This window comes from Massilia sp. GCM10023247 (assembly GCF_042653325.1).
In the GTDB taxonomy this organism is placed as follows: Bacteria; Pseudomonadota; Gammaproteobacteria; order Burkholderiales; family Burkholderiaceae_D; genus Telluria.
Window position 1 is genome coordinate 347771 of the sequence record NZ_JBHSIB010000011.1, and the last position, 26814, is coordinate 374584.

21 protein-coding genes are annotated in these 26814 nt (G+C 67.2%); 5 read left to right on the top strand and 16 right to left on the bottom strand.

Going from position 1 to position 26814, the window contains the following annotated elements:
• Positions 1–14: 14 nt before the first annotated feature.
• Positions 15–3461 (bottom strand): transcription-repair coupling factor, encoded by a 3447-nt coding sequence (gene mfd, locus ACFPAH_RS11925; RefSeq protein ID WP_379745174.1) that lies wholly within the window; start codon positions 3459–3461, stop codon positions 15–17.
• A gap of 102 nt (positions 3462–3563) precedes the next feature.
• Positions 3564–4430: a DMT family transporter gene (locus ACFPAH_RS11930; protein WP_379745177.1), complete on the bottom strand. Its 867-nt coding sequence runs from the start codon at positions 4428–4430 to the stop codon at positions 3564–3566.
• Between the two features lie 294 nt (positions 4431–4724).
• On the opposite strand from ACFPAH_RS11930, the gene ACFPAH_RS11935 reads away from it, so the two are divergent.
• Positions 4725–5192 carry an Lrp/AsnC family transcriptional regulator gene (locus ACFPAH_RS11935; RefSeq protein ID WP_379745180.1) on the top strand — a complete coding sequence of 156 codons (468 nt, stop codon included), beginning with the start codon at positions 4725–4727 and terminating at the stop codon, positions 5190–5192.
• Positions 5193–5196: 4 nt separating this feature from the next.
• Here the strand turns inward: ACFPAH_RS11935 and ACFPAH_RS11940 are convergent, their stop codons facing one another.
• The 7 genes from ACFPAH_RS11940 to ACFPAH_RS11970 all read right to left on the bottom strand — a co-directional run bounded on the left by ACFPAH_RS11940 (position 5197) and on the right by ACFPAH_RS11970 (position 11156).
• Complete coding sequence (locus tag ACFPAH_RS11940; protein WP_379745183.1) at positions 5197–5655, bottom strand: hypothetical protein; 459 nt, start codon at positions 5653–5655, stop codon at positions 5197–5199.
• A 132-nt stretch (positions 5656–5787) separates the two neighbouring features.
• A complete protein-coding gene (locus ACFPAH_RS11945; protein WP_379745186.1) occupies positions 5788–6540 on the bottom strand; it encodes a DNA-binding protein in 753 nt (250 codons plus the stop codon).
• A 230-nt stretch (positions 6541–6770) separates the two neighbouring features.
• Complete coding sequence (locus tag ACFPAH_RS11950; protein WP_379745189.1) at positions 6771–7106, bottom strand: hypothetical protein; 336 nt, start codon at positions 7104–7106, stop codon at positions 6771–6773.
• 125 nt (positions 7107–7231) lie between these two features.
• Positions 7232–7471: a hypothetical protein gene (locus ACFPAH_RS11955; RefSeq protein ID WP_379745192.1), complete on the bottom strand. Its 240-nt coding sequence runs from the start codon at positions 7469–7471 to the stop codon at positions 7232–7234.
• 109 nt (positions 7472–7580) lie between these two features.
• Positions 7581–9389 carry a putative bifunctional diguanylate cyclase/phosphodiesterase gene (locus ACFPAH_RS11960; RefSeq protein ID WP_379745195.1) on the bottom strand — a complete coding sequence of 603 codons (1809 nt, stop codon included), beginning with the start codon at positions 9387–9389 and terminating at the stop codon, positions 7581–7583.
• Positions 9352–10773: a sensor domain-containing diguanylate cyclase gene (locus ACFPAH_RS11965; protein ID WP_379745198.1), complete on the bottom strand. Its 1422-nt coding sequence runs from the start codon at positions 10771–10773 to the stop codon at positions 9352–9354. The genes ACFPAH_RS11960 and ACFPAH_RS11965 overlap by 38 nt, the downstream gene beginning before the upstream one ends.
• Positions 10770–11156, bottom strand: coding sequence for a PAS domain-containing protein (locus tag ACFPAH_RS11970; RefSeq protein WP_379745201.1), 387 nt, complete (start codon positions 11154–11156; stop codon positions 10770–10772). The genes ACFPAH_RS11965 and ACFPAH_RS11970 overlap by 4 nt, the downstream gene beginning before the upstream one ends.
• A gap of 176 nt (positions 11157–11332) precedes the next feature.
• Here ACFPAH_RS11970 and ACFPAH_RS11975 point away from each other — a divergent pair, with 176 nt between their 5' ends.
• Both ACFPAH_RS11975 and ACFPAH_RS11980 read left to right on the top strand, forming a co-directional pair.
• Positions 11333–12559, top strand: a complete 1227-nt coding sequence (locus ACFPAH_RS11975; protein WP_379745204.1) for an AMP-binding protein — start codon at positions 11333–11335, stop codon at positions 12557–12559.
• A gap of 67 nt (positions 12560–12626) precedes the next feature.
• Positions 12627–13277 (top strand): glutathione S-transferase family protein, encoded by a 651-nt coding sequence (locus ACFPAH_RS11980; protein ID WP_379745207.1) that lies wholly within the window; start codon positions 12627–12629, stop codon positions 13275–13277.
• Positions 13278–13295: 18 nt separating this feature from the next.
• On the opposite strand, the gene ACFPAH_RS11985 is transcribed toward ACFPAH_RS11980, so the two are convergent.
• Entirely contained in the window at positions 13296–15707 is a 2412-nt protein-coding gene (locus ACFPAH_RS11985; RefSeq protein WP_379745209.1) for a penicillin-binding protein 1A, read from the bottom strand.
• 185 nt (positions 15708–15892) lie between these two features.
• On the opposite strand from ACFPAH_RS11985, the gene ACFPAH_RS11990 reads away from it, so the two are divergent.
• The gene (locus ACFPAH_RS11990; RefSeq protein WP_379745212.1) at positions 15893–18163 is read left to right on the top strand and encodes an OPT family oligopeptide transporter; all 2271 of its coding nucleotides are present in this window, start codon (positions 15893–15895) and stop codon (positions 18161–18163) included.
• Between the two features lie 148 nt (positions 18164–18311).
• Here the strand turns inward: ACFPAH_RS11990 and ACFPAH_RS11995 are convergent, their stop codons facing one another.
• The 3 genes from ACFPAH_RS11995 to ACFPAH_RS12005 all read right to left on the bottom strand — a co-directional run bounded on the left by ACFPAH_RS11995 (position 18312) and on the right by ACFPAH_RS12005 (position 21447).
• Positions 18312–18752: a hypothetical protein gene (locus ACFPAH_RS11995; RefSeq protein WP_379745214.1), complete on the bottom strand. Its 441-nt coding sequence runs from the start codon at positions 18750–18752 to the stop codon at positions 18312–18314.
• Positions 18753–19188: 436 nt separating this feature from the next.
• Positions 19189–19842, bottom strand: coding sequence for a uridine kinase (udk, locus tag ACFPAH_RS12000; protein WP_379745217.1), 654 nt, complete (start codon positions 19840–19842; stop codon positions 19189–19191).
• Positions 19843–19944: 102 nt separating this feature from the next.
• Positions 19945–21447, bottom strand: coding sequence for a peptide MFS transporter (locus ACFPAH_RS12005; RefSeq protein ID WP_379745220.1), 1503 nt, complete (start codon positions 21445–21447; stop codon positions 19945–19947).
• A gap of 360 nt (positions 21448–21807) precedes the next feature.
• On the opposite strand from ACFPAH_RS12005, the gene ppnN reads away from it, so the two are divergent.
• Positions 21808–23178 carry a nucleotide 5'-monophosphate nucleosidase PpnN gene (gene ppnN, locus ACFPAH_RS12010; protein WP_379745223.1) on the top strand — a complete coding sequence of 457 codons (1371 nt, stop codon included), beginning with the start codon at positions 21808–21810 and terminating at the stop codon, positions 23176–23178.
• A gap of 171 nt (positions 23179–23349) precedes the next feature.
• Here the strand turns inward: ppnN and lysS are convergent, their stop codons facing one another.
• From lysS to prfB, 3 genes are all read right to left on the bottom strand, one after another.
• Positions 23350–24900: a lysine--tRNA ligase gene (lysS, locus tag ACFPAH_RS12015; protein WP_379745226.1), complete on the bottom strand. Its 1551-nt coding sequence runs from the start codon at positions 24898–24900 to the stop codon at positions 23350–23352.
• A gap of 25 nt (positions 24901–24925) precedes the next feature.
• Entirely contained in the window at positions 24926–25588 is a 663-nt protein-coding gene (locus ACFPAH_RS12020; RefSeq protein WP_379745229.1) for an HAD family hydrolase, read from the bottom strand.
• A 1-nt stretch (position 25589) separates the two neighbouring features.
• Positions 25590–26694 (bottom strand): peptide chain release factor 2 gene (prfB, locus tag ACFPAH_RS12025; protein ID WP_379745232.1). Its coding sequence is split into 2 segments (ribosomal slippage): positions 25590–26612 and positions 26614–26694, totalling 1104 coding nucleotides; the frame shifts between segments, so codons are not numbered across the junction.
• Between the last annotated feature and the right edge of the window lie 120 nt (positions 26695–26814).

The window sequence follows — 26814 nt, forward strand, 5'->3', positions numbered from 1 at the left end:
ATTTTTGTAAAGTCTCAAGCCAGCAGTTGTTTGATCGTCTGCTTCACCTGCAGCACGCGCGCGGCCAGGTCCGGCATGCTGGCGGTGATGCGCAGCTTGTCCTGGCCGGCCAGCTTGATGTGGCGGTTCTTCTGGATCAGGGTGATGATCCTGATCGGGTCGATCGGCGGCTGCTCCATGAACTGCAGGCTGGCCGCCTCGCCGTGGGCGTCGATCTTGACGATGCCGACCGTCTTGGCGGCGATGCGGAGGCGGTGCGTCTCGATCAGGGCCTTGACCTGTTCCGGCAGCTTGCCGAAGCGGTCGATCAGCTCTTCCTGCATATCGTCGACCTTGCCCTGGCTTTCGCAGTTGGCCAGCCGCTTGTAGATCGACAGGCGCTCGTGCACGTCGCCGCAGAAGTCGGCCGGCAGCAGGGCCGGCACGTGCAGGTTGATCTCGGTCGTGGTCGACAGCGGCGCCGCCAGGTCCGGCTCCTTGCCGGCCTTCAGCGAGCGCACCGCCTCGTTGAGCATATCCGAATATAACTGGAACCCGATTTCGAGCATCTCGCCGGACTGGTTCTCGCCCAGCACCTCGCCGGCGCCGCGGATCTCCAGGTCGTGCATGGCCAGATAGAAGCCGCTGCCCAGTTCTTCCATCGCCTGGATCGCGTCGAGGCGGCGCTGCGCCTGCTTGGTGAGGTTCGATACGTCGTTCACCAGCAAATACGCATAGGCCTGGTGGTGCGAGCGGCCGACGCGCCCGCGCAGCTGGTGCAGCTGGGCCAGGCCAAACTTGTCGGCGCGGTGCATGATGATCGTGTTCGCGGTCGGCACGTCGATGCCGGTCTCGATGATGGTCGTGCACAGCAGGATGTTGAAGCGCTGGGCCACGAAGTCGCGCATCACCTTTTCCAGGTCGCGTTCGTGCATCTGGCCGTGGGCGACGCCGATGCGTGCTTCCGGCAGCAGCTCGCGCAGCATCGCCAGGCGGTTCTCGATGGTCTCGACTTCGTTGTGCAGGAAGTAGATCTGGCCGCCGCGTTTCAGTTCGCGCAGGCAGGCCTCGCGGATCACGGAGCCGTCTTCGCTGCGGACAAAAGTCTTGATCGCCAGCCGCTTCTGCGGGGCGGTGGCGATGATCGAAAAGTCGCGCAGGCCCTCCAAAGCCATGCCGAGCGTGCGCGGGATCGGGGTCGCGGTCAGCGTCAGCACGTCGACCTCGGCGCGCAAGGCTTTCAGGGCCTCCTTCTGGCGCACCCCGAAGCGGTGCTCCTCGTCGATGATGACCAGGCCCAGGCGCGTGAATTTCACGTCCGGCGAGAGCAGTTTATGGGTGCCGATCACGATGTCGAGGGTGCCGTCGGCCATGCCCTTGATCGCGTTGTTGATCTCCTTGCCGGTGCGGAAGCGCGACAGCTCGGCGATTTTCACCGGCCAGTCGGCGAAGCGGTCGGCAAAGGTTTGCGCATGCTGCTCGGCCAGCAGGGTCGTCGGCGCCAGGATCGCCACCTGCTTGCCGCCCATGACGGCAATGAAGGCGGCGCGCAGGGCCACTTCGGTCTTGCCGAAGCCAACGTCGCCGCACACCAGGCGATCCATCGGCCGGCCCGAGGTCATGTCCTTGATCACGTTGGCGATTGCCTCGGCCTGGTCCGGCGTCTCGTCGAAGCCGAAACTCTGGGCGAAGTTCTCGTAGTCGATGTGCGAGTACTCGAAGGAGTGTCCGGTGCGCGCGGCGCGCCGCGCGTACAGATTCAACAGCTCGGCGGCGGTGTCGCGCACCTGCTCGGCGGCCTTTCTCTTGGCCTTGTCCCACTGGCCGGAACCGAGCGAGTGCAGGGGCGCGTCCTCTGGCGAGGTGCCGGAATAGCGCGAGATTACGTGCAGCTGCGACACCGGCACATACAGCTTGGTGTCCTTCGCGTATTCCAGGTGCAGGAATTCGGTCTCGCCTTCGCCCAGGTCCATGCTGGCCAGGCCCATGTAGCGGCCGATGCCGTGGTTGATGTGCACCACCGGGTCGCCGATCTTGAGTTCGGACAGGTCGCGCACCATCGATTCGACCTGGCTGGTCGCTTCCTGCTTCTTCTTGCCGGCGCGGCGCCCGGAGCCGGCATACAGCTCGGTCTCGGTGATGAAGGCGATGCAGCCGCTGGACGCTTCCATCAGCTCGAACCCGGCCTGCAGCGGGGCCACCCCGAGCGCCACCCTGGCGTCGCTGGCCAGCATGCCCTCGAAGCCCTCGACCGGAGCCAGTTCCAGCTTGTATTCGTTGAAATACTGCTGCAGGGTTTCGCGGCGCCCGTTCGACTCGGCGCAGATCATCACCCGGCAGCCGGTACGCGCCAGGTAGGCGCGCAGGTTCGCCAGCGGGTCTTCCAGGCGGCGGTTCACGGCAATGTCGGGGATCGGGCTCGAGAGCTCCGAGGCCGGCGCCTGCGCGTCGCGCGCGATGTTCCAGCGCCCGTGCGGCTTGGCGCAGGTGAAGAACTGCTCGCTCGAGAGGAACAGCTCGCGCGGCTCGAGCAAGGGGCGTTCGCGGTCGCTTTTCAGGAAGCGGTAACGCGATTCGGTATCCGTCCAGAAGCGCGCAATGGCGGCGTCGATGTCGCCCACCAGGGCCAGCGGGCCGTCCGCGGGCAGGTAGTCGAACAGGGTGGCCGTCTCTTCGAAGAAGAGCGGCAGGTAGTATTCGATGCCGGCCGAGGCGATGCCGCTGCCGATGTCCTTGTAGACCGGCGAGCGCGAGGGATCGCCCTCGAAACGCTCGCGCCAGCGGCTGCGAAAACGCGTGCGCGCCGCTTCGTCCATCGGAAATTCGCGGCCCGGCAGCAGGCGCACTTCCTTGACCGGGTAGAGCGAGCGCTGGGTGTCGGCATCGAAGGTGCGGATGGTTTCGATCTCGTCGCCGAACAGGTCGAGCCGGTAGGGCAGGACGGAGCCCATCGGGAACAGGTCGATCAGGCCGCCGCGCACCGAGTATTCGCCCGGCGACATCACCTGCGACACGTGGCTGTAGCCGGCCAGCGTCAGCTGCGCCTTGAGCCTGGCTTCGTCGAGGCTTTCGCCCTGGCGGAAGAAGAAGGTGTAGGCGGCCAGGAAGGAAGGCGGGGCCAGGCGCACCAGGGCCGTGGTGGCCGGCACGACGAGCACGTCGCACTGGCCGTTCTGGATTTCGTGCAGGGTCGCCAGACGCTCGGAGACCAGGTCCTGGTGCGGCGAAAAGGCGTCGTAGGGCAGGGTTTCCCAGTCCGGCAGCAGGTGGCAGGCCAGCTTGCCGTCGGCGAACCAGGCGATTTCGTCGAGCAGGCGCTGGCCGTCGCTGGCGTTGGCCACGATGACGGTGAGCATCTGCTTGTGCTGCTTGAAGGCGAGGCCGGCGACCGACAAGGCATAGGCGTCGGACGAGCCGGACAGGGCAGGCAGGACGAAACGGTTACCGGGCTTGGGGAGGTGCTTGTTGAGGTCGAAAGGCATGCAGGCGGGCAGTGTGCAGTCGGGCCGATGGGTTGTTGATTATAGACGAACCGACCGCGTCACGCCGGCGTGCTGCACCGGGCGCACCTCGCCTGCCGGCGCCTAGCGCCGACGCATGCTCGACAAGGCGACGCCGGCCAGGATCACGCCGAAGCCGGCGACATGGTAGAGGTGCGGCGCCTCGCCCAGCAGCGGCCAGGCCGCCAGCGTCGCAAACAGCGGAATCAGGTAGACCGACATGCTGGCGCGCGCCGGGCCGGCGACGGCCACCAGGCGGTCGAAGCAGAAGTAGGCGCCCAGGCTCGGCACCACGGCCAGGAAGGCGAGCGCCAGATACAGGCGCGCATCGAGCAGGTCGGGCCGGGCGCCGCCCACCGCCTCGAGCGCGGCGAAGGGCGCCAGCACCAGGGCGCCGCCGCCGATCAGCGCCGCCAGTTTCACCGTGGCCGGCATCGGCGGCAGCGGCATGCGCCGGCCGAGCACCGTGTAGAACACCCAGCCGCAGGCGGCCAGCACCACCCACAGGTCGCCGGTCCCGAAGGCCAGGCCGCCCAGCGCCGCGACGTCGCCGCGGGCGAGCACGATCAGGATGCCGAGGATGGCCAGCAGCATGCCGCCGGCCTGCTTGCGCGACAGCGGCGCTTTCCAGACCACGGTTTCCAGCAGCGTCACCAGGGCCGGGCAGGCGGCAAAGATGATGGCGATGTTGGCCGCGCTGGTATGGCGCGCGCCGATGTATTGGGGGCCGACCGCCAGGCCCATGCCCAGCCCCGCCAGCAGCATCAGGCGCGGCCAGTTGGCGCGCAGCACATGGCGCAGCGCCCACAGGCGCGGGCCGACCGCGGGCAGCAGGATCGCGAACGCGAGCGCCCAGCGCCCGAAGGCGAGGAACAGCGGCGGGATGGCCGCACTCTCGGCCCAGCGTGCGACGAGCAGGTTGGCGGCGAACATGGCGGGGGTGACCAGCATGAGCGGCAACTCGGCGGACAGGTCATCCCCGTAGCCTAATCCCGCCCGTGAAACTGCTTCTGACAAAATGACTCCGAAACGAATGCTGCAAGCGCACAAACCGCCGTGGTCCCCGTTGCGGGGCGATGATCGGTTCGCTGCTAATGACAAAGCAATATTTTACTGCAGCGCACAAAGAATGTTCTTTCGTTCCCCGGGGCGTTTTGCCACGATCTGTAAAGAATCTCCTATGCTTCGGCTAAAATAGGTAAGGATTATCTAGCGGGGTGGCGCGATGCGAAAGGAATGTCAAGAATGAAAGACGGTGTACTCGACGAGATCGACCGCAAGATCCTGCGTACGCTCAGCCAGGACGGCCGCATCAGCAACCAGAAACTGGCGGACACCGTCAGCCTGTCGCCCACGCCCTGCTGGCACCGCGTGCGCGCACTGGAAGAGTCGGGTCACATCAGCGGCTACGCCGCCGTGCTCGACCAGCGCACGCTGGGTTTGCCCGACACCGTGATCATCGAAGTCACGGTCGACCGCCACGACGACGAGATCTTCCAGCGCTTTTCCGACGCGCTGGCCGAACTGCCGGAGGTGATGGAAGCCTACCTGCTGTCGGGGGAATACGATTACCTGATCAAGGTGGCGGTCTCCGGCACCGAAGGCTATGAGCGCTTCCTGCGCCAGAAGCTCTACAAGCTGCCGGGCGTCACCCACACGCGCTCGACGTTTACGCTGCGCTGCCTGAAGCGCACGCCCTCGGTCACGCTCTAGGTGCTTACTTGGGAATGGGGCGCGCAGGGCCGAGGCGTTCGACGCGGGCGCCCAGCCAGCTCGCATGGCGCGCCGCCAGCGCCGCCCCGTCCGCCTGCGCCGCCGCCATGACCCTGGCCTGGACGGCGCCCACATGGGCGAGTGCGCGGGCGCGCTGGTGCGGCGTCATCGCGGCCAGCACGGCGGCGGGAATGCGTGACGCGGCCGGCGTCGCGCGCAGGCCGGCCAGGTAGCCGGCGTGGCATGTTTCCCAGTCGAGGATGGCCTTGCGCACGCCGCGCGGCGGCGGGTACGCGGTCGAAATGGCGGGAAGGGCGGGCGCCGGGCAATGGTTGTCGCCGCCGGCGATGTCCGCCCCGGCGTAACCGGAGGTCCAGAAGGCGACCGCCTCGGCGTGTGGGGGCGACTGGGCGCAGGCCGTGCCCGTGGCAAGCAAGATCAGCAGTCCCGCCAGTGTCCGCATGTTTGCTCCGTCAGCCATGGATGTGTTCCAAGCTTAGGGCGGCGCCAGCCCGGCCGCGCGGGATTTCGCAGCGGGCCCCGCCTGCGTCAACCCGGCCGTGGTCGGAGTGTAGCGTGCCAGCCTCGGCGCAGGCTATTTGGCGCGGCCGCGCAGCGTTTCGACTTCGGCGCGCAGCCGGGTGCGTTCGGACAGGCTGGCCGCCAGCTGGCTGCGCAGCGCTTCCATCTCGGCGGCGATGCTGTCGCGCGCGGTCACGGCCCCGACCAGTTCCATCTCGGCGGCCAGGCGCGCATCCGATTGCGCGGCCGAGGCCGCCACATTCTTCTCGAGCTGGGAGCGCAGGTCGGCCAGTTGCGCATCCTTGCCGTCAATGGCGAGCTGGTCCTTGGCCTTGCCGACCAGCGCATCCATCGCGATCTGGCGCGCGTTGCGCAGCTCGGCGTTCAGGCGTTCGATCTCCTCGTCGCGTTCGGCGGCGGCGGCCAGCGCGGCGTCGCGCGCGCTGGCGGCGTCCTCGACCTCGTCGCGCAGGCCGTCGCGCTCGGCTTCCAGCTCTTCGCCTCCGGCGGCAAGCAGGGCCATGTCGCGCTCGGCCTGGGCCAGCGCGGCGCGCGTCCCGGCGCCGGCTTCCTCCGCGTAGCGCTGGGCCCAACTGTTCAGGTCAGCCAGGATGGCGGCCGGAATTTCCGGCGCAGGCGGCGCCGGCGGCGCGCCGTGTTCGAGGCGCCAGCTTGCCAGGTGACGGGCGATGGCGTTCGCCGAAGCGTTACCAAGCACCGTGCTCAGGGTGTCGATGGCCACGGGCTTGCCCTCGGCCTGCAGGGAAGCGGCTGCGGCGGCGACGGCGTCGAAATCGGGGGGGACTTGCTGCGAAGTGGTGCTCATGGAGGGATGCGTCGTTGATGTGAGGCAACATGATACGCGACGACACAAAGCGGGCGCCAGCGCTGCCGGTCCGGATGGGGCGGATTTGCGACACCAGGCGGCACCGTGTTGGCTTGCCTGGGCAGGGCGCCCGGCAGGACAGGAAGACGGTTGATGGAGAAAGCAGGAGCGGGGCCCGCAGGCCCGGCCCGGCGGCACGCCCGGATGGCATGCCGCGCTTGACGCAAGGCTTAGCGGCCGGTGCCGGTCGTGCTAGGCGGAGTGGTGGTGGCCGGCGGGGTGGCGGTGCCGGTGGTGCCGGTGGTGCCATCCATGGTGCCCGTCGTGCCGGTGGTGCCGGTGGTGCCGGTAGTACCGGTCGTGCCGCTGCCGGAGGTGCCGGTGCCCGTGCCCCAGCTGCCGCTGGTACCGGTGGTACCCGACGAGGTACCCGTGCCCATCGAACCCGAGGTGCCGGTGCCCATCGAACCCGAGCTGCTGTCCATATCGTTCGTCGTGGACTTGCAGGCGGCCAGGCCCAGGCCCATCAAGGCAGCCAGCATGACGCTCAGAGTGGTGCGTTTCATCTTGTTTTCCCTCCTAGGTTGATTGAGGTCTTCATCATGGGAGCGCTCTGTTCCGTTCACTATAGGAAGGAAGAGGGCGTTTGTGTAGGAGAAACCGGACAGTTTATATCTGCGGTGGGTAGAACTCAGCGGCGTTCGCCGCTCGTCGCCGCGTTGGCGCCTTCGACGCTGCCGGCCTTGGCATCGGTGCCGCCCGTGGTGCCGGAGGTCGGGTTGGCGCCCGCGGCGCCGGTGCTGCCGCTCGTCATCGAGCCGCTTGCGCTGCCCGACACGCTGGTGTCCATCGCATCGCCTTTCGGGGTGGTATTGCAGGCGGCCAGGGCGCCGCAAGCGGCCAGCAGGACGGCTGTCGTGAATTGCTTCATGGTTATCCTCTCAGGGTGATGACAGGTTTTCATGATGCGGCGGCGCGCGCGGGCGCGCCATAGGATCGGGCCCGGTGCCTGTGTAGGATAGCCCGGACAGGCAGCGGCGTCAGGCGCCCCGTTGCTCCCGGATCCACTCGACCAGCAGGTCCGCCACCAGCGGCCGGCTGAACAGGTAGCCCTGGCCCTTGGCGCATTGCTGGGCGCGCACGGCGTCGAGCTGGGCGGCGGTTTCGATGCCTTCGGCGACCGTGTTCATGCCCAGGCTCATCGCGACCTTGACGGTCGCCTCGATCAGCACCCGGTGGTGCTGGCTGGTGTCGGCGCGGCTCACGAAGGAACGGTCGATCTTGACGGTGTCGACCGGCAACAGGTGCAGGCTCGACAGGGACGAGTAGCCGGTCCCGAAATCGTCGAGCGCAAGCTGGATGCCGAGCGCCTTCAGCTCATGCAGGCGCAGCTGGGTCTGCTCGTCCTGGGCCGCCAGGCTCTCGGTCACCTCCAGTTGCAGGCAGGCGGCCGGCATGCCGGTGCGCGCCAGCGTCGCCGCCACCTTCGCGGTCCAGTCGGGCTGGGCCAGCTGGGCGCGCGACAGGTTGACCGCCATCAGGCGCGGCGCATCGGCGCCCAGCTGGTCCTGCCAGCGCATGAAGTCGGCGCAGGCGCGCTCGAGCACGAAGTCGCCGATCTGGTCGATCAGGCCGCATTCCTCGGCCACGCCGATGAAGTCGAAGGGCGGCACCAGGCCGCGCTGCGGATGCTGCCAGCGCACCAGCGCCTCGACCCCGGCCGCGTGGTCGACCCCGCCGTCCGCGCACAGCCCCACCACCGGCTGGTAGACGACAAACAGCTGTTCCTCGGCCAGCGCCAGGCGCAGCTGGGCTTCGATGTCGGCGCGGCGCGCGGCGCGCTCGCGCATGGCGCGCTCGAACACGACATGGCGCGCGCCGCCGGCACGCTTGGCTTCGATCATGGCGATGCTGGCGTCGCGCAGCGCCGCGTCGGCATCGCCTTCGGCGGCAGCGCCCCACAGCACGCCGATGCTGGCGCGGCAGGGCACCTCCTGGCCGTCCAGTTCGTGCGGCCGCGCGAGGGCGTCGAGCAGGCGCAGGGCGAGCCGCTCGGCTTCGTCCGGATGGCGCAGGTGCGACAGCAGCACCACGAATTCGTCGCCGCCGACCCGGGCCACGAGGCCGGCGCCGCCGGCCGACGGGTCGACCAGGCCATTGGCCGGCAGCCCGCCGGCGCGCATGCGGTCGGCCAGCGCCGTCAACAGGCGGTCGCCGATCGCGTTCAGCAGCCGGTCGCCGAGCGCCTGGCCGAGCGTGTCGTTGATCTGGCGGAAGCGGTCGCAGTTCAGGAACAGCAGGGCGAACGAGTCGGCAGGCCCGTCCTGCGGCTTCCCATGGTCGAGCAGGTCCTGCACCTGGTCGCGCGCGGCGGCGCGGTTCGGCAGCCGCGTCAGGGCGTCCGTGCGGGCAGCGCTGCGCAGGCGGCGGCGCAGGGTTTCCTGCTCGCGCTGCATCTCCAGCGTGGCGTCGGAAATCGCCGCCATCAGGCGCTCGGGGTCGAGTTTCATCAGGCTGATCGACAACACCTGCGGGGCGCCGGCCGCCCTGGCCGCATCGAGCGGCACGCGCAGGGCGTCGCAGACCACGCCCGAGGGTTCGCCGAAGGCCTCGGCCAGCTGCCGCACCTGGGGCGCGACCGGCTCGAGCACGGCGAACAGGTTGTCCAGGCCGCCGTCGCGCGCGAGCGGCATCAGCAGGTTCGAGGCCATCGGGTTGAGCATGTCGACGGTGCCCGCGAGGTCGGTCTGCACCAGCCCGATCGGGGCGCGGTACAGGAACTGGATCAGCGCCTCGTAGGCGTCGATCTGCTCAACCTGGATGTCGGCTTCGCTGTGGAGTGTTTTCATGGCTGGACAAGTCGGGGGACCAGGCGGTGACGCGGTTGCGCCCACTGGTCTTGGCAAGGTACAGCGCCTCGTCGGCGCGCTTGAGGAGGAGGTCGATGCCGGCCGCTTGCGCATCGGCCCCGGCCTCGAGCACGGCCACGCCGGCGCTGACGGTGTAGGCGATCTCGGCGCCGTCCGCGGCCACCGGCCGCGCCGCGACCCTGGCGCGCAGGCGCTCGGCGATCGCGAGCGCCTCGGCCAGGCCGGTCGAGGGCAGCAGCACGGCGAACTCCTCGCCGCCGATGCGCGCGACGGTGTCGACCGCGCGAAAGGTGTCGCCCAGGCTGGCGGCCAGGTCGCACAGCACGCGGTCGCCCGCCGGGTGGCCGTAGCCGTCGTTGATGCGCTTGAAATGGTCGGCGTCGAACAGCACCAGCGCCAGCGGGCGCGGGGTGTGACCGGCGCGCTCGAATTCCAGTTCGGCCGCCTCGAAGAAGGCGCGCCGGTTGGCCAGGCCCGTCAGGTAGTCGCAATAGGCCGCCTGGCGCCGTTTTTCGCTGGCGGCGCGCTTGTCGCTGATGTCGCGCAGGATCAGGCAGTAGGCCGGCGCCTGCGCCTCGTCGGCGGAACCGGCGAGCGCGAAGGCCTCGCGGTCGGGCAGGGGCGCGATCAGGGCGCTGCCCCAGAACTGGCTGCCGTCGGCGCGCAGGCGCAGGCCCTCGTCCATGCTCCAGCCGTTGTGGTCGGCCTCGCGCAGGCGGTCGAACAGGTGCTCGCCGGTCATCGCGTCGTCCGGATAGAAGACCGAGTAGGGCGCGCCGATCACGTGCTCGCCGTGCCCGGTCACGCGCGCGATGCTGTCGTTCCAGTCGCACAGCCGGCCCTGGCGGTCGAGCGCGGCCAGCGCATAGTCGCTGATGCGGGTCAGGATCGCGTTCAGCCAGGCGTCGCTCTGGCGCAGCTGGCGCTCGCGCCGCACCTCGGCCGTCACGTCCTGGATCACCGCCATCAGCCGGGTCTGGTCGAGCTTGAGCAGGGTGAAGGACAGGATCTGGGGCATGCCGCGCACCTGGCTGCCGGCGCGCAGGTGGATGTGCAGGCCCTCGAACACCATGCCGTGGCTGGCGCCGTATTGCGCGCACTGCAGGCGCAGGTCGGGCGCCACCTCTTCCAGGGCCGTAAACAGGTTGGTCAGGTTGCCATCGGGCGAGAGCGGCATGAGGAGCTGGGCCGAGATCGGGTTGATCATCAGGATCTCGCCGTCCATCCCGGACTGCACCAGCCCGACCGGGGACAGGTAGAGGAATTGCATCAGCGCTTCGTGCTCCGCGCGCAGCGCAGTGTGTTCGGCCAGCAGCGCCTGGTGGTCGATCCGCAGCGCGGATGCGCCGTCGACGGCGTTCATCGGCGCTGCACCAGGACGTAGCGCATGGTACCGCCGGCGCTGGCCAGCAGGCGCAGCTTGACCTTGATCGGACGCATGCGCAGGGTCAGCACGTAGTCGATCGTGTCGTCGAGCTCGCTCGCGTCGGCGGCGGCGTCCTCGAAACGCTGGGCGACCATGAAATTGTTCAGGCAGGGCGCGACATTCGTGAACAGCGGCTCGCCGATCACGCGTTGCGGCGACAGGCCGGCCGCCTGCGACTCGACGGTGTTATAGCGGCGCACGACGGTGTCGGCATCGAAGCCGATCACGCCGAAGCCGAGCGTGTCGAGCTGGTCCTGGCTGCAGGCGTCGAGCAGGTCGGCCAGGCCGCGCGCGTCGAAGATGGGTGAAATACTGGTCATGGGAGGCCTCGGCGTGAGCAAACCGAAAATAATTGATTTGCGGAAAGTAAATGTTGGCATGGCCCCGCACAGGTGTCAATCGCGCGCGGGACGGAATCGGCGATTTTAGCCCGCGGTTGACAGGAACGTCTCGCCGCTGTCACCATCGGCCACATTTATTTGCTCAAATGGAAACGATGGCAGCTGCGGGACATGTCCAATGGTGGCGCGACGACCGCGCGCTGGAGCGCGTGGTGGGCGACCTGGTCGCCTTCGAGCTGGCGCAGGCGCGCCCCGGACGCGCGCTGCCGCTGCCGCCCCCGTGGCCCGCCGGGCTCGACCTGGTGGCCGACCTCGGCGCCGATTCGCTCGACCTGATGGGTGCCGGCACGGCGCTGGGCGACCTACTCGGTTTCGGCCGCGCCGGGATGGACGATGCGCTGCTGGCCCGGACCCTGTTCGCCGGCTGGGTCGAGGCAGCCCGCGCCAGCCTGGCGCGCCATGACGCCGATCTGGTGTTTCGCACCTCGGGCAGCTCGGGCTCGCCCAAGCGCTGCCATCATTCGCTGGCGAACCTGTGGCGCGAGGTCGACGAGCTGGCGCGCCTGTTGCCGGGCAGGCGCCGCATCCTGAGCGCGGTGCCGGCGCACCATATCTACGGTTTCCTGTTCACCGTGCTGCTGCCCCAGGCCGGCGCCGCGCCGGTGCCGGTCGTCGATGTGCGCGGCCAGTCGCCGGCAAGCCTGGCGGCACGGCTGGCGCCGGGGGACCTGGTGGTGGGCCATCCGGACTTCTGGGCCCAGGTGGCGGCGCTGGAGGCCGGCTTCGCGGCGGACGTGACCGGCGTGACGTCGACCGCGCCGTGCCCGCCCGCCGTCGCCCGGGCGCTGCAAGCCCAGGGCCTGCGCCTGCTGCAGGTTTACGGCAGCTCGGAGACGGCCGGCGTCGGCTGGCGCGATGCGCCGGACCAGCCGTATCGTTTGCTGCCGTATTGGCGCCGTACCGAAGCCGACGGCATCATCGGGCGCGACGGCGCGGCAGGACCGGAGCGCCACTGCCCACAGGACCGGCTGGCGTGGAGCGGGCCGGACCGCTTCGTCCCCGATGGGCGCATCGACAACGCGGTGCAGGTCGGCGGCACGAATGTGTTCCCGGCCTACGTCGCCGAAGTGGTGCACATGCACCCGGCGGTCGCCGCATGCGCGGTGCGCCCGATGCGGCCGGACGAGGGCGCCCGGCTGAAGGCCTTCGTGGTGCCGGCCGAGGCAGGAAGCGACCCGGCGGCCCTGCGCCAGGCGCTCGCCGCCTGGATCGCCGAGCGCCTGGGGAGCGCCGAGCGCCCGGCCGCCTGGTCCTTCGGCCCGGCGCTGCCGCGCCAGCCGAACGGCAAGCCGGCCGACTGGATCATCGATGCCTGGGACTAGCGCAGCGCATTCACCCGCGCCGCACACCGGGCAGGCCGGTTCGGCGCAGCCACGAAAAGGAGTCACGATGAGCATCACGATTACCGCTTTTGCACACTCGCCCGACGGCGGCAAGGGACTGGCGCGCGACACCCGCGTGCGCTGGGCGCTGGAAGAAACGGGCCAGGCCTATACGGTGCGCCCGCTGTCGTTCGCCGCCATGAAGGAACCCGCGCACCTGGCGCTGCATCCCTTCGGCCAGATTCCGACCTACGAGGAGGACGGGCTGGCCCTGTTCGAGTCGGGGGCGATCGTGCTGCATATCGCCGGGCGCCACCCCGGCTTGCTGCCGCTTGATGCAAACGCGCGGGCACGTGCGGTCGGCTGGATGTTTGCGGCGGTCAATACGGTGGAGCCGCCTATCCTCGAGCTGGCCAACGCCCGCATCCTCGAGCGCGGCGAGCCCTGGTACCAGGCGCGCCTGCCGCTGGTCGAGGAGCGCGTGCGCGCCCGGCTCGCGCAGCTGTCGCGCCGCCTGGGCGAGGCCGACTGGCTCGACGGGGCGTTCAGCGCGGGCGACCTGATGATGGTGTCGGTGCTGCTCAGGCTCAAGCCGTCCGGCCTGCTGGACGGCTACCCGAACCTGGCCGCCTATGTCGCCCGCGGCGAGGCGCGCCCTGCGTACGGGCGCGCGTTCGCGGACCAGCTGGCGGCCTGGCAGGCCGGCGCCGCGGCCTGACGATCGCACGGCGCCGGCTCAGCGCGAGATCCAGACCGGGTCGGGGCGCGCTGGCGCGGGCGTGAAGATGCTGTCGGTGCGCGGATGTTCCTCTTCTTCCGGTTCCGGCTCCGCATCGTCGGGTTCCGGCTCCGTCGGCAGCAGTTCGGGGTCGATGTCGATCGCGCGCAGCTCCGGCATCCCGGCGAACTCGGCGTAGACCCAGTCGCCGTTCTCCTGCAGCAGGCCTTCCGGTGCGGGGCGCTCGGTCTCGGGGCGCTTGGCCAGCGCCACGTCCATGTAGTCGAGCCAGATCGGCAGGGCCAGGGTGGAACCGAACTCGCGTCCGCCGAGCGAGCGCGGCTCGTCGTAGCCCATCCAGGCCACCGCCACCACGTTCGCGCCATAGCCGGCGAACCAGCCGTCGACGGCGTCGCTGGTGGTGCCGGTCTTGCCGGCGACGTCGGCCCGCCCGAGGCGCTTGCCGGCGGCCGCGCCGGTGCCGAGGTGGGCGACGTCGCGCAGCATGCTGTCGGTCAGCCAGGCGTTGCGGGCATCGAGCACGCGCGCGCTGTCCTGGCGCGGGGCAGGCGGCTCGGCGCGGAACAGGACGGTGCCGTCGCCATCCTCGATCTTCGCGATCAGGTAGGGTTTCACGGCGTAGCCGCCGTTGGCGAACACCGCGTAGGCGCTCGCCATCTGTTCCGGCGTGACGGCGCCGGTGCCGAGCGCCATGGTGTAGTTCTTCGGATGGCGCGCCATGTCGAAACCGAACCTGCCCAGGTGATCGTGGGCATACGGCACTTCGACCGCGCGCAGCAGGCGCACGCTGGCCACGTTCCTGGACCGGGTCAGGGCCTGGCGGATCGTGATCGGTCCCATGTATTGGCCGTCGTCGTTCTGCGGCGACCAGGTCGCGCCGGCGTTCTCGCCCGGCATGTCGAGCGGCCCGTCGAGGATCAGGGCGCCCGGAGAATAGCCCTTGGCCAGCGCCGCCGAGTACACGAAGGGCTTGATGGCCGAACCGGGCTGGCGCCAGGCCTGGGTGACGTGGTTGAACTTCTGGAGGTTGTAGTCGAAGCCGCCGACCAGCGCCTGGTAGGCACCGGTGTCGGCGTCGAGCGCGACGAAGGCGGCCGCCACCTGCGGCACCTGGGTGATGGCCCATTCGGCCCTGGCGCCGTCCTTGCCGGCGCCTTTCCCGGAGCGCGTGATGCGAATGACCGCGCCCGGCGCGATGCGCTGCGCCGCCTTGCCCTTGCCCGAGAGGCCGGCCGCGGCAAACTTCAGGCCGGCGCCGCTGATCGTGATCTCGTCCTCGTCCAGGGTCGTCACCTTGACCCGGGTGGCCGAGCTTTCCAGCACCAGCGCCGGGACCAGGCCGTCGCTCGACGGGCGCTTCTGCAAGGCCTCGACGATGGCTTCCTCGCGTTCCGGCTCGCCGGGCGGGAGCTCGATGCGCGCTTCCGGGCCGCGGTAGCCGTGGCGGGCGTCATAGGCCAGCACGTTGCGGCGCACCGAATCGTAGGCCGTCTCCTGGTCGCGCGAGATGATGGTGGTGGTGACCTTGATCCCGCGCGTATAGGATTCTTCGGCGTACTGGGCGAACACCGCCTGGCGCGCCAGTTCGGCCACGTACTGGGCGTGGGTACCGAATTCCTTAGGCTTGGCGTGCACGCGCATGGTCTCGGCGACGGCCTGCGCGTACTGCGCCTGGTCGATGTGGCCGAGTTCGCGCAGGCGGCGCAGCACCTGCTCCTGGCGCGCCTTGGCGCGCTTCATGTTGACCGCCGGGTTGCTGCGCGAGGGGTTCTGCGGCAGGCCGGCCAGCATCGCCGTCTCGGCGATCGTCAGCTGGTCGAGCTTCTTGCCGAAATAGCTGCGCGCCGCGCTCGAAAAGCCGTAGGAGCGCTGGCCGAGGTAGATCTGGTTCATGTACAGCTCGAGGATCTGGTCCTTGGTCAGCGCATCCTCGATCTTCCAGGCCAGCAGCACTTCGTTGAGTTTCCTCGACAAGACCTTTTCGCGCGACAGGAAGAAGTTGCGCGCCACCTGCATGGTGATGGTCGAGGCGCCGCCCGCGCCGAAGCCGCCGCGCACGTTCGAGACCACGGCGCGCGCCGCGCCCATCCAGTCGATGCCCTTGTGCTCGTAGAAGCGGGCGTCCTCGATCGCCAGGACGGCGTTCTTCATCATCGGCGGGATCTGCGCGATCGGCACGAAGTCGCGGTGCTCCTCGCCGAATTCGCCGATCAGGACATTGTCGGCCGTGTAGACGCGCAGCGGGATCTTCGGCTTGTAGTCGGTGACGGCGCCGATCGAGGGCACGTTCGGCACGATCGCGAACATGAACCAGACGGCGACGCCGGCAATGGCGAGCACGATGGCGGCGAGGATGAAGAAGATGAAACCGCCCTGCGGTCGCGCACGGCTGGGGAGGGCGCGCGGCATGGACGCTCCGGGCTGGAAGGGCTTGGTCAAGACAGTGTTCTCCTGCTGGGGCCCGCGCAAAAAGGCGAGCCGGGCGGGGCATTATAATCCGCTTTTCTTCCTGTCAAGCCTGTGCCATAGTCTCGCCTCGGCGCAGTTAAGCACGCACTAAGCCGCCATTACAAGACACACAAGGACACCAGCCGATGCCTTACGATCCGAATCCCGCCAGCGTCAAGCCCTACATCCCGGCGGATGCGCAATTGCCCGAGTTCACTATCCGCGCCCTGGTGATGGGTGTCGTGCTCGGCATGGTGTTCGGCGCCTCCTCGCTGTACCTGGTATTAAAAGTCGGCCTGACGGTCAGCGCCTCGATCCCGGTGGCCGTGATCGCGATCACCCTGTTCGGCATGTTCAAGAAGATGGGCGGGCGCGAATCGACCATCCTGGAAAACAGCATCACCCAGACCGCGGGCTCGGCCGGCGAGTCGCTCGCCTTCGGCCTGGGCGTGACCATGCCGGCGATCATGATCCTCGGCTTCGACCTGGAAATCTCGCGCGTCATGCTGGTCGGCATCCTGGGCGGCCTGCTCGGCATCCTGATGATGATCCCGATGCGCCGCACCATGATCGTCGAGCAGCACCGCGAACTGAAATACCCGGAAGGCACGGCCTGCGCCGAAGTGCTCAAGGCCGCCGCCACCGAGACCTCGCGCGCCGCCGCCGGCGAAGTGCGCGAGGCCGGCTCCAGCGCCGCGCTTGATGCCAAGCGCCGCGCCGCCATCATCTTCGCCGGCTTCGGCGTCGGCCTGCTGTACAAGGTCTTCAATGTGTCGCTCAAGGGCTGGAAGGACGTCGCCAACTTCGAGTTCGGCGCGCCCCTGAAGGCCGGTTCGGCCGGGGCCGAAGTGTCGCCGGAACTGGTCGGCGTCGGCTACATCATCGGTCCGCGCATCGCCTTCACGATGGCGGCCGGCGGCGTGCTGTCCTATCTGCTGCTGATCCCGATGATCAAGTTCTTCGGCGAGCTGCTCACCGTGCCGCTGTCGCCCGGGACCATGCTCATCAAGGACATGTCGCCGGACGACATCCGCGACGCCTATGTGCTCTACATCGGCGCCGGCGCGGTCGCGGCCGGCGGCCTGATTTCGCTGGTGCGCTCGCTGCCCTCGATCTGGAATGGCCTGAAGGGCGGCCTGGCCGGCATGGGCAAGGACAAGGGCAAGGCCGCCGCCGGGACCAGCCTGCGCACCGACCAGGACATCCCCTTCAAGTGGGTGGCGATCGGCTGCCTGGCGATCATCGCCATCATCACCTTCGCCACGCCGCTGCACATGAACCTGCTGGGCGCCTTGTTGATCCTCGTGTTCGGCTTCCTGTTCGCCACCGTGTCCTCGCGCCTGACCGGCGAAGTCGGCTCGTCCTCGAACCCGATCTCCGGCATGGCCGTGGCCACGCTCTTGTTTACCTGCCTGATCTTCCTCGTGATGGGCTGGACCGGCGGCCAGTATTACGTCACCGCCTTGTCGGTCGGCGCCATCGTCTGCATCGCCGCCAGCAACGCCGGCACCACCTCGCAAGACCTGAAAACCGGCTTCCTGGTCGGCTCGACCCCGCGCCTGCAGCAGTACGCGATCCTGTGCGGGGCCTTTGCCTCGGCCCTGATCCTGGGGCCGATCCTGTTGAAGCTGAACGACGCCGGCACCGTGTACGTGCCGGCCGCCCAGGTCGCGCCCGGCGTGGTGGTGGACGCCTCGAAGCTGACGGAAACGGCTAAGCTCCAGGGTCCGCAGGCCGAGCTTGATGCGAACACCTATAAAGTGTGGCGCAAGCCGGACGCCGTCGGCGGCCCGGCCGGCAAGTACCTGGTGAGCGAGGACGGCCGCCTGGCCTACCTGGTCGACCCCGGCATCAACGGCCACTACGACAAGCGCCCGGACGGCACCGAGGTCAAGAAATACGATGCGCCCAAGGCCGTGCTGATGTCCTACATCATCAAGGGCATCCTCGACCGCGAGCTGCCCTGGACCCTGGTGCTGTTCGGCGTGATGATCTCGGTGGTGCTGGAAATGGCCGGCATCCAGGCGCTGGCGTTCTCGGTCGGGGTCTACCTGCCGCTGGTGTCGACCCTGCCGATCGCCGTCGGCGGCGCCGTGCGCTGGCTGGCCGACCGCCGCAACAACAAGCTGCCGCAGTACGCCAAGCTCGACGCCGAGGAGCGCACCGCCGCCGGCGACCGCAGCTCGGGCACGCTGCTCGCTTCCGGCTACATCGCCGGCGGCGCGCTGGCCGGCATCGTGATCGCCATCACGGCCGGCGTGATGACCAATTTCGACAGCATGATGGCGAAATGGGCGGCCGGCTCGAATCCCTTCGTGTCGGGGCCGAATGCGGACCTGCTGTCCCTGATTCCGTATGCGGCGATCGTCCTGCTGCTGTACTGGGTCGCGCGCGAGAAGGCGGCCGCGCCGAAATAGGGCGGTTCTTCCGGGCACCGGGGCGACCCGCTGCCCGCGCGTTCAGCGCTTGGCCTCGTAGGGTGGACTCCCGAGTCCACGCGTGCACGCGGCACACGCGTACCGAAAACAATGTCCACCTGCCGCGCGCCCTGGAGCAGTAACGCGATCAGGCCGGCCGCAGTGCCGGCCAACGCTGGACCAATCCCACCAGGTGGATCACGCCGAGTCCGAGGCAAATGGCGGAACTCCAGAGCACGAACGGCGTCATCCGGCCACCCCCGGCGAGCACTGCGGGCGCGAACGCAATCCCGCGCACCAGGTAAATGGCCGTGACGCCGAGCAGCACAGGCCGGAGGAGCGGCAATCCGTGGATCGCGCCCGCTCCTGCCAATGCGTACACCGACCACACGCCCAGTACGGCTGCGATACAGGCCGTGACCAGGGCGGGGTAGTAACGTCCCCGCGCCGCCGCCGACGCAAAGCGCTCGCCGGCGCCGAAGAAGCGGTACCAATCCGGCCCGCCAGCGATCATCAAGAGGTGAAGAATCGCCGCGCTCGCGCTGAGCAGCGCGCCGGCGACGAGGAATAGGTTGACGTGTTTTGGCATGACGCTCCATCGAGGCTATTCGCTGAACATCCGGTTCTGGCCGCTCGCTGTCGTTCGGTAGCGTTTGCTTCCAGCCAGCGGAAGCAAACGATGGAGCGGACTGGCTAAACCGTTCTGCTACGCTTTTCGCGTACGCCTTACTCCGCCCCAGGCAAGCGCGACGCCTACCCCGACACCAACTGCCATCCCCAACACCGGGCTGTTCAGTGCGATTCCGAGTGCGGTACCGACGCCGGCCCCGACTCCACTCCCACGCAGGATGCTGATCGTCGTCGTTTTCATTTTTGCTGGTCTCGCGCGGTTGACGTAGGTGTGCATTAGGTTACCAAACGAAACAGTCAGGATAAGCGCACTTTGTCACATCTTCGACATGACCGAGCATAAAAAATGGCAGCCGAAGCTGCCGTGATGTCGAAGCAAAAACAAGGGATTTCGATCAGGGCCGCTTGAGCTGCCCGATGACGCTCGCCACCTTGGTGGTAATTACGTCGACCGCCGGCCCATTCGCGCCGTGCGGCAGAATGACGTCGGCGTGGCGCTTGGTCGGCTCGATGAATTGCTTGTGCATCGGGCGCACCGTGTCCATGTACTGGCCGACGATGCTCTCGAGCGAGCGGCCGCGTTCGGCGATGTCGCGCTGCATGCGGCGGATGAAGCGCACGTCGGGGGCGGTGTCGACGAAGATCTTTAGCGACATCATGTCGCGCAGGTCCGCGTCGTACAGCGCAAACAGGCCTTCGATGACGATCACCGGGGCCGGCTTGACGGGAATGGTCTTGCTTGAACGGTTGTCGATCGTGAAATCGTACTCCGGCATGGCGATGGTTTCGCCGTTGCGCAAGGCCTGGACGTGCTGCACCAGCAGCGGCCAGTCGAAGGCCTGCGGATGGTCGTAGTTCTGCTTGCGGCGCACGTCGGGGGCGAGGTCGGACTGGTCGCGGTAGTAATCGTCCTGCATGACGATCGAGACCATGTCGGCGCCGAAGGACGCGAGCACCTGCTGGGATACGGTTGACTTGCCGCTGCCGCTGCCGCCGGCGACACCAATGACGAATGGCTGGAAAGACGGTTGGGAAGAATTCTGATTCATCCCCGCATGATACCGGAGCGGCCGCCGAACCGACAGGGGCAGCGTCCGGATATGAAAAACGGCAGCCGAAGCTGCCGTCTGGATCGACGCTGAAACAGCGGATTACTTCACGCCGTGCATCAGTTTCTGGATCAGCGGTGCGATCAGGAACAGCAGCACGCCGCCGCCCACCAGCGACCAGAAGCCGAAGGTGTAGCCGGAGAGGGCCGAGCCGATCGACATGCCGGTGTCGCCCGAGACGTGCGAAGCGAAGATGCCCGACAGGTTGTTGCCGATGCCGGTCGACAGGAACCAGCCGCCCATGCCCAGGCCGACCAGGCGCACCGGAGCGAGCTTGGTGACCATCGACAGGCCGATCGGCGACAGGCACAGCTCACCGACCGACTGGATGAAGTAGACGGTGAACAGGGTCCAGAACGGGATCTTGCCCATGTCGTCGACCAGGGTCGACAGCGCGTACATCAGCAGGCCGAAGGCCAGGCCGTTGAAGATCAGACCGAGGCCGAACTTGCGCGGGATCGACGGGTTCGCGTTGCGGCGGCCCAGCATCACCCAGATCGCGGCGATGATCGGCGCGAAGACGATGATGGCGACCGAGTTCACGCTCTGGAACCAGGCGACCGGGAAGATCCAGCCGGAGAAGTCGCGGTCGACGATCTGGTCGGCCAGGAAGGTGAAGGAGCTGCCCGCCTGCTCGAAGAACATCCAGAACAGAATGTTGAAGAAGAAGATGATCATCATGGCGATGGTCTTGTCGCGCGCCACTTTACCGTTGCGGAAGCCTTCGATCATCAGCATCAGTGCCAGGCCGATGAACAGCACGGTCAGGATGACCTGCAGGGTGCCGGCGCCGAGTTTCAGCAGGAAGTACACGCCTGGAATCACGATCACGCTGCCGACGATGACGGCGAGCGCGCGGCCGCGGCCTTGCGCCTGCGGTTCCGGTGCGCCGATGCCGGCCAGGGTGCGGCGGCCGATGTAGAACCACACCAGGCTGATCAGCATGCCGATGCCCGAGACGAAGAACACCACCTTGTAGGCCGGGGTCGTGCCGTCGCCGTATTCCTGTGCCAGGATCTGGGTCAGGACCGGAGCGATCAGCGCGCCGGCATTGATGCCCATGTAGAAGATGGTGAAGCCGGAATCGCGGCGGGTGTCGTTGATCGCGTACAGCTTGCCGACCATGGTCGAGATGTTCGGCTTGAACATGCCGTTACCGACGATGATGGTGGCCAGGCCGAGCTTGAACACGTCCTGGTTCGGGACCGTGATCATGAACAGGCCGGCCGCCATGAAGACGGCGCCGATCAGGATCGAGCGCTGGTAGCCGATGACGCGGTCGGCGATCAAGCCGCCGAAGACGGCGCCGGCATACACCAGCGCGAGGTAGGAACCGTAGGTCAGGTTGGCGTCAGCCTGGCCCACGGCAGCACCGTCGTAGAACTGGGCGACGATGTAGAGCACCAGGGCCCAACGGATGCCGTAGAAAGCGAAACGCTCCCAGAATTCGGTCATGAACAACATCCACAGCGGAGCTGGATGTCCCATGAACTGTTTGAATTCTGGAATGGTCCCCTTGTCGGCGGAAATAGCTGCACCGCTCATGCGGTTCCTCCCGAAATAGTGTTTTAAGAAAGTCTGTTTTGATGGAACGCAGGTCTTGCCCGAATTTCCAATTGGGACGCATTTTAGTGGAAATTGCTGACCGCAAGAAAACTTTTTGCCATTGTGGTAAATACCTGCGCACAAACTTTGCCTGGCAGTTCTTGCGCATCCGGGCAGGCGTCCCGACCTTAGTTGTCGTATATTGGTGAAACAGCCAGATCCGTTGCCGGGCACATCCGTAAACCCGCCGCGCGTCGGTTGCCGCAGTACGCGCCGGGCTTTCCCGGCGCCGCCGGCGGCACGCCCTCGGCGCGACGGTTTCCCGAATGCCTGGCCTACCAGAAGAAAGGGAAGACCCGCATGAACTACGAAGTCGTCGACACACTGATTTCGCCGGAAGGCCAACTGGAAGTCCTCTCCAAGGCCGAGGTGGCCAAACTGCTCGACACCAGCCAGGGCGGCCTGTACAACATCTTCCGCAAATGCGCGCTCGCCGTGCTCAACAGCGGCAGCTCGATCGACGATGGCAAGGAACTGCTCGAACGTTACAGCAGCTTCGACATCAAGGTGATCCAGCGCGAGCGCGGCATCAAGCTCGACATCCGCGGCGCGCCGGCGATGGCTTTCGTCGACGGCAAGATGATCAAAGGCATCCACGAACACCTGTTCGCGGTACTCCGCGACATCGTCTACGTCGACTTCGAAGTGACGGGCAATCCGAAATTCGACCTGAGCAAGCCGGAAGGCATCACCGACGCGGTGTTCCACATCCTGCGCAACGCTGGCGTGCTGGAGCCGCAGCGCAACCCGAACCTGGTCGTCTGCTGGGGCGGGCACTCGATCAACCGCGTCGAATACAACTATTCGAAGGAGGTCGGCTATGCGCTTGGCCTGCGCGAGCTCGATATCTGCACCGGCTGCGGTCCGGGCGCGATGAAGGGCCCGATGAAGGGCGCGACCATCGGCCACTCGAAGCAGCGGCTGGGCGGCGGGCGTTACCTCGGCATTTCGGAGCCGGGCATCATCGCCGCCGAGTCGCCGAATCCGATCGTCAACGACCTGGTCATCATGCCGGACATCGAAAAGCGCCTCGAGGCCTTTGTCCGCACCGGCCACGGGATCTGCGTGTTCCCGGGCGGTGCCGGCACCGCCGAGGAGATCCTGTACATCCTCGGCATCCTGCTCCATCCGGACAATGCCGAGATGCCGTTCCCGCTGGTCTTCACCGGCCCGGCCACATCGCACGAGTACTTCGAGCAGATCGACGGCTTCATCAAGCAGACCCTGGGCGCCCAGGCGCAGGCGCGCTACAAGATCATCGTCGACGACCCCGATGCGGTCGCGAAGGAGATGCAGGCCGGGATCCGCCAGGTGCGCGAATTCCGCAAGGCGCGCGGCGATGCCTATTACTTCAACTGGCTCTTGAGAATCGACCGCGAATTCCAGAAGCCCTTCAAGCCGACCCACGAGAACATGCGCAACCTGAAGCTGCACAAGAACCAGGAGACGCACCTGCTGGCGGCCAACCTGCGCCGCGCCTTCTCGGGCGTGGTGGCCGGCAACGTCAAGGAAGAGGGCATCCGCGCGATCGAGGAGTTCGGCAAGTACGAGATCCACGGCGAAAGCGAGATCATGGGGCCGATGGACGCGCTGCTGGCCTCCTTCGTCGAGCAGAGCCGGATGAAGCTGCCGGGCAAGGCGTATGTGCCTTGCTATACCATCGTCAAGTAGCGTGGGCAGGTTCCCTGCCCACGCGTCCAACTGGCGCCGGATCGATCGCGCGGCTGTTCGGGGGCTGCCTGAACGCGTGCGCGGCGAAGCCGCCCACCCTACGGCGATTCGAGGCCAACAATAAAAAACGGGGCGCATCGTGCGCCCCGTTCTTCATCCAATCACAAGCGCTCAGTCTTCCTTGCGCAGGTGCGGGAACAGCAGCACGTCGCGGATGTTCGGCGAATCGGTCAGGATCATGATCAGGCGGTCGATGCCGATGCCGCAGCCGCCGGCCGGCGGCATGCCGTATTCGAGGGCGCGGATGTAGTCGGCGTCGTAGTACATCGCCTCCTCGTCGCCGGCATCCTTGGCTTCGACCTGGGACAGGAAACGCGCCGCCTGGTCTTCCGGATCGTTCAGCTCCGAGAAGCCGTTTGCGATCTCGCGGCCCACCATGAACAGCTCGAAGCGCTCGGTGATGCCCGGACGGGTGTCCGAGGCGCGCGCCAGCGGCGACACTTCGACCGGGTAGTCGATGATATAGGTCGGTTCCCACAGCTGGGACTCGGCCGTCTCTTCGAACAGGGCCAGCTGCAGCGCGCCCAGGCCCGCGGTGGCGAAGGGCTTGACGCCGAACTTCTTGAGTTCCGCCTTGATGAATTCGGCATCGTTCAGCTGCTCGGCCGTGTAGCCGGGCGCATACTTGTTGATCGCCTGGACGATGGTCAGGCGCTGGAAGGGCTTGGACAGGTCCAGCTCGCGCCCGCCATACGACAGCACGGCCGTGCCCTGGGCGTCGACCGCGGCCTGGCGGATCACGGCTTCCGTGAAGTCCATCAGCCAGGTGTAGTCGGTGTAGGCCGCATAGAATTCCATCATCGTGAATTCCGGGTTGTGACGGATTGACACGCCCTCGTTGCGGAAGTTGCGGTTGACCTCGAACACGCGGTCGAAGCCGCCGACGACGAGACGCTTCAAATACAGCTCGGGCGCAATGCGCAGGAACATCTGCATGTCGAGCGCATTGTGGTGGGTAATGAAAGGCTTGGCCGCGGCGCCGCCCGGGATCGGGTGCAGCATCGGGGTTTCGACTTCCATGAAGCCGTTCTTTTCCATGAAGCGGCGCATCGACGACAGCGCGGCGGTGCGCGCCTTGAAGGTGCGGCGCGTCTCTTCGTTCATGATCAGGTCGACGTAGCGCTGGCGGTATTTCGTTTCCTGGTCCGCCAGGCCGTGGAACTTGTCCGGCAGCGGGCGCAGGGCTTTCGTCACCAGGCGCAGTTTCGTGACCTTGATGGTCAGTTCGTCGACCTTGGTCTTGAACAGCGTGCCTTCCACGCCCAGGATGTCGCCCAGGTCGTAGCTGCGGAAGGCTTCCATGGCGGCTTCGCCGGTCGCGTCCAGGGTCACGTAGATCTGGATGCGGCCGTCGGCGCGCGCGCCCGAGGCGTCCTGCAGGGTGGCAAACGCTGCCTTCTTGCCGGCTTCGCGTTTGAGCATCATGCGGCCGGCCAGCACGACCGGGATGGCTTTCTGTTCCAGCTCTTCGCGGGTCAAGCCGCCGTACTGCTCGTGCAGTTCGGCCGCCTTGTGCTGCGGCTTGAAGTCGTTCGGGAAGGCGACGCCTTGCTCGCGGATCGAGGCCAGCTTGACGCGGCGCTCGGCCATGATCTTGTTTTCGTCGGCGGCCGCCGTCACTGGCGCCGCGGCTGGCGCGTTCTCTTGGTTTTCCGTAGTCATGATGAGTGTTGTTTATTTGGTTTGATCAGGCGAACAGGGCGTCGAGCGACAGGGCCGAGAAATCGGAAACGATGGCGATCACGTTGTCGAATTCGGCGAAGGCTTCGCGGGGCAGGGTGGTGGTGATCACCACGCAGCGCATGCCGGCGCGGCGCGCCGCTTCCACGCCCAGCGGCGCGTCCTCGAAGACGATGCAGTCGCTTGGGGCGGCGCCGCAGCGGCGCGCCGCTTCCAGGAACACGTCGGGATGGGGCTTGCCGCGCGGGACGTCGGTGGCGCCGACGATGGCGTCGAAATGGCGGCGCAGGTCCAGCCCGTCGAGCGTGAACTCGACGTTGGCCGGCGGCGCGGCGGTGCCGACCGCCAGCGCGATCCCTTGCGAGCGCGCATCGGCGATCAGGTCCTCGAAGCCGGCCACGCTTTTCAGGTGCGGCGCGTACAGCTCGCGGTAGACCGCTTCCTTCTCGTGGTTCAGGGTCGCGACTTCGTCGTCGAGCAGGTGCTCGCCCAGGTGCGAACGGATGATCTCCTTGCCCTGGCGGCCGGCCGTGGTGCGGAAGAATTCGTCCGCATCGATGGCGCGGCCGCGCCGTTCGAAGAAGGTGATCCAGGACCGGGTGTGAAAGCCCATGTTGTCGACGATGGTGCCGTCCATGTCGAAGATCAGCGCGCGTTGTGCTCCAGCCATCTCAGACGCCCTGCTTCAGGGAAGCGGAAATGAAGTCGTCGAGGTCGCCGTCGAGCACGTTCTTGGTATTGCCGGTCTCGAAACCGGTACGCAAGTCCTTGATGCGCGACTGGTCGAGCACGTAGGAGCGGATCTGGTGGCCCCAGCCGACGTCGGTCTTCGAGTCTTCCAGCTTCTGCTGCTCGGCCATGCGCTTGCGCATCTCCAGTTCGAACAGCTTGGCGCGCAGCATGTCGAAGGCTTCGGCCTTGTTGCGGTGCTGCGAGCGGTCGTTCTGGCACTGCACCACGATGCCCGAAGGCGCGTGCGTCAGGCGCACCGCGGAGTCGGTCTTGTTGATGTGCTGGCCGCCCGCGCCCGATGCGCGATAGGTATCGATGCGCACGTCGGCCGGGTTGATCTCGATCTCGAAGGACTCGTCGACTTCCGGATACACGAACAGCGAGGTGAATGAGGTATGGCGGCCGTTGGCCGAGTCGAACGGCGACTTGCGCACCAGGCGGTGCACGCCGGTTTCGGTGCGCAGGTGGCCGTAGGCGTACTCGCCCTCGACCTTGATGGTCGCGGTCTTGATGCCGGCAACTTCACCGTCGGACTGTTCCAGGATCTCGGCCTTGAAACCCTTGCGTTCGCAATAGCGCAGGTACTGGCGCAGCAGCATCGAGGCCCAGTCCTGGGCTTCGGTGCCGCCGGCGCCGGCCTGGATGTCGATGAAGCAGTTCGCATGGTCCATCGGGTTGCTGAACATGCGGCGGAACTCCATCTGCTCGATGGTCGCCTTCACGCCTTCCAGGTCCGCGGCGACGGCTTCCATGGTGTCGTCGTCGCCTTCCTCGCGGCCCATCTCGAACAGGTCGGCGGCATCCGCGAGGTCGGCTTTCGCCTTCTCGAGCGTCAGCACCACGCCTTCCAGCGCCTTTTTCTCTTTACCGAGGTCCAGCGCCCGTTTCTGGTCGTTCCAGACGGTCGGATCCTCGAGTTCTTCGTTGACCTGCTCTAGTTTCTCCGACTTCCGATCGAAGTCAAAGATACCTCCGAAGTTCGGCTTCGCGACCGGTCAGGTCGTTCAGCAGGGCGGAGATGGCGTTGATGCGTTCAGCTTCCATGATGGTGGTTTTGAGTGAGTTGAATCGAACCTTCGATTATACCTTAGCCGATATCGGCCCGTGGCGAGGCCTGCATGCGCCTTGCTGCCGGCCGGGCGCCTGCCGTATCATCGCCCGGTT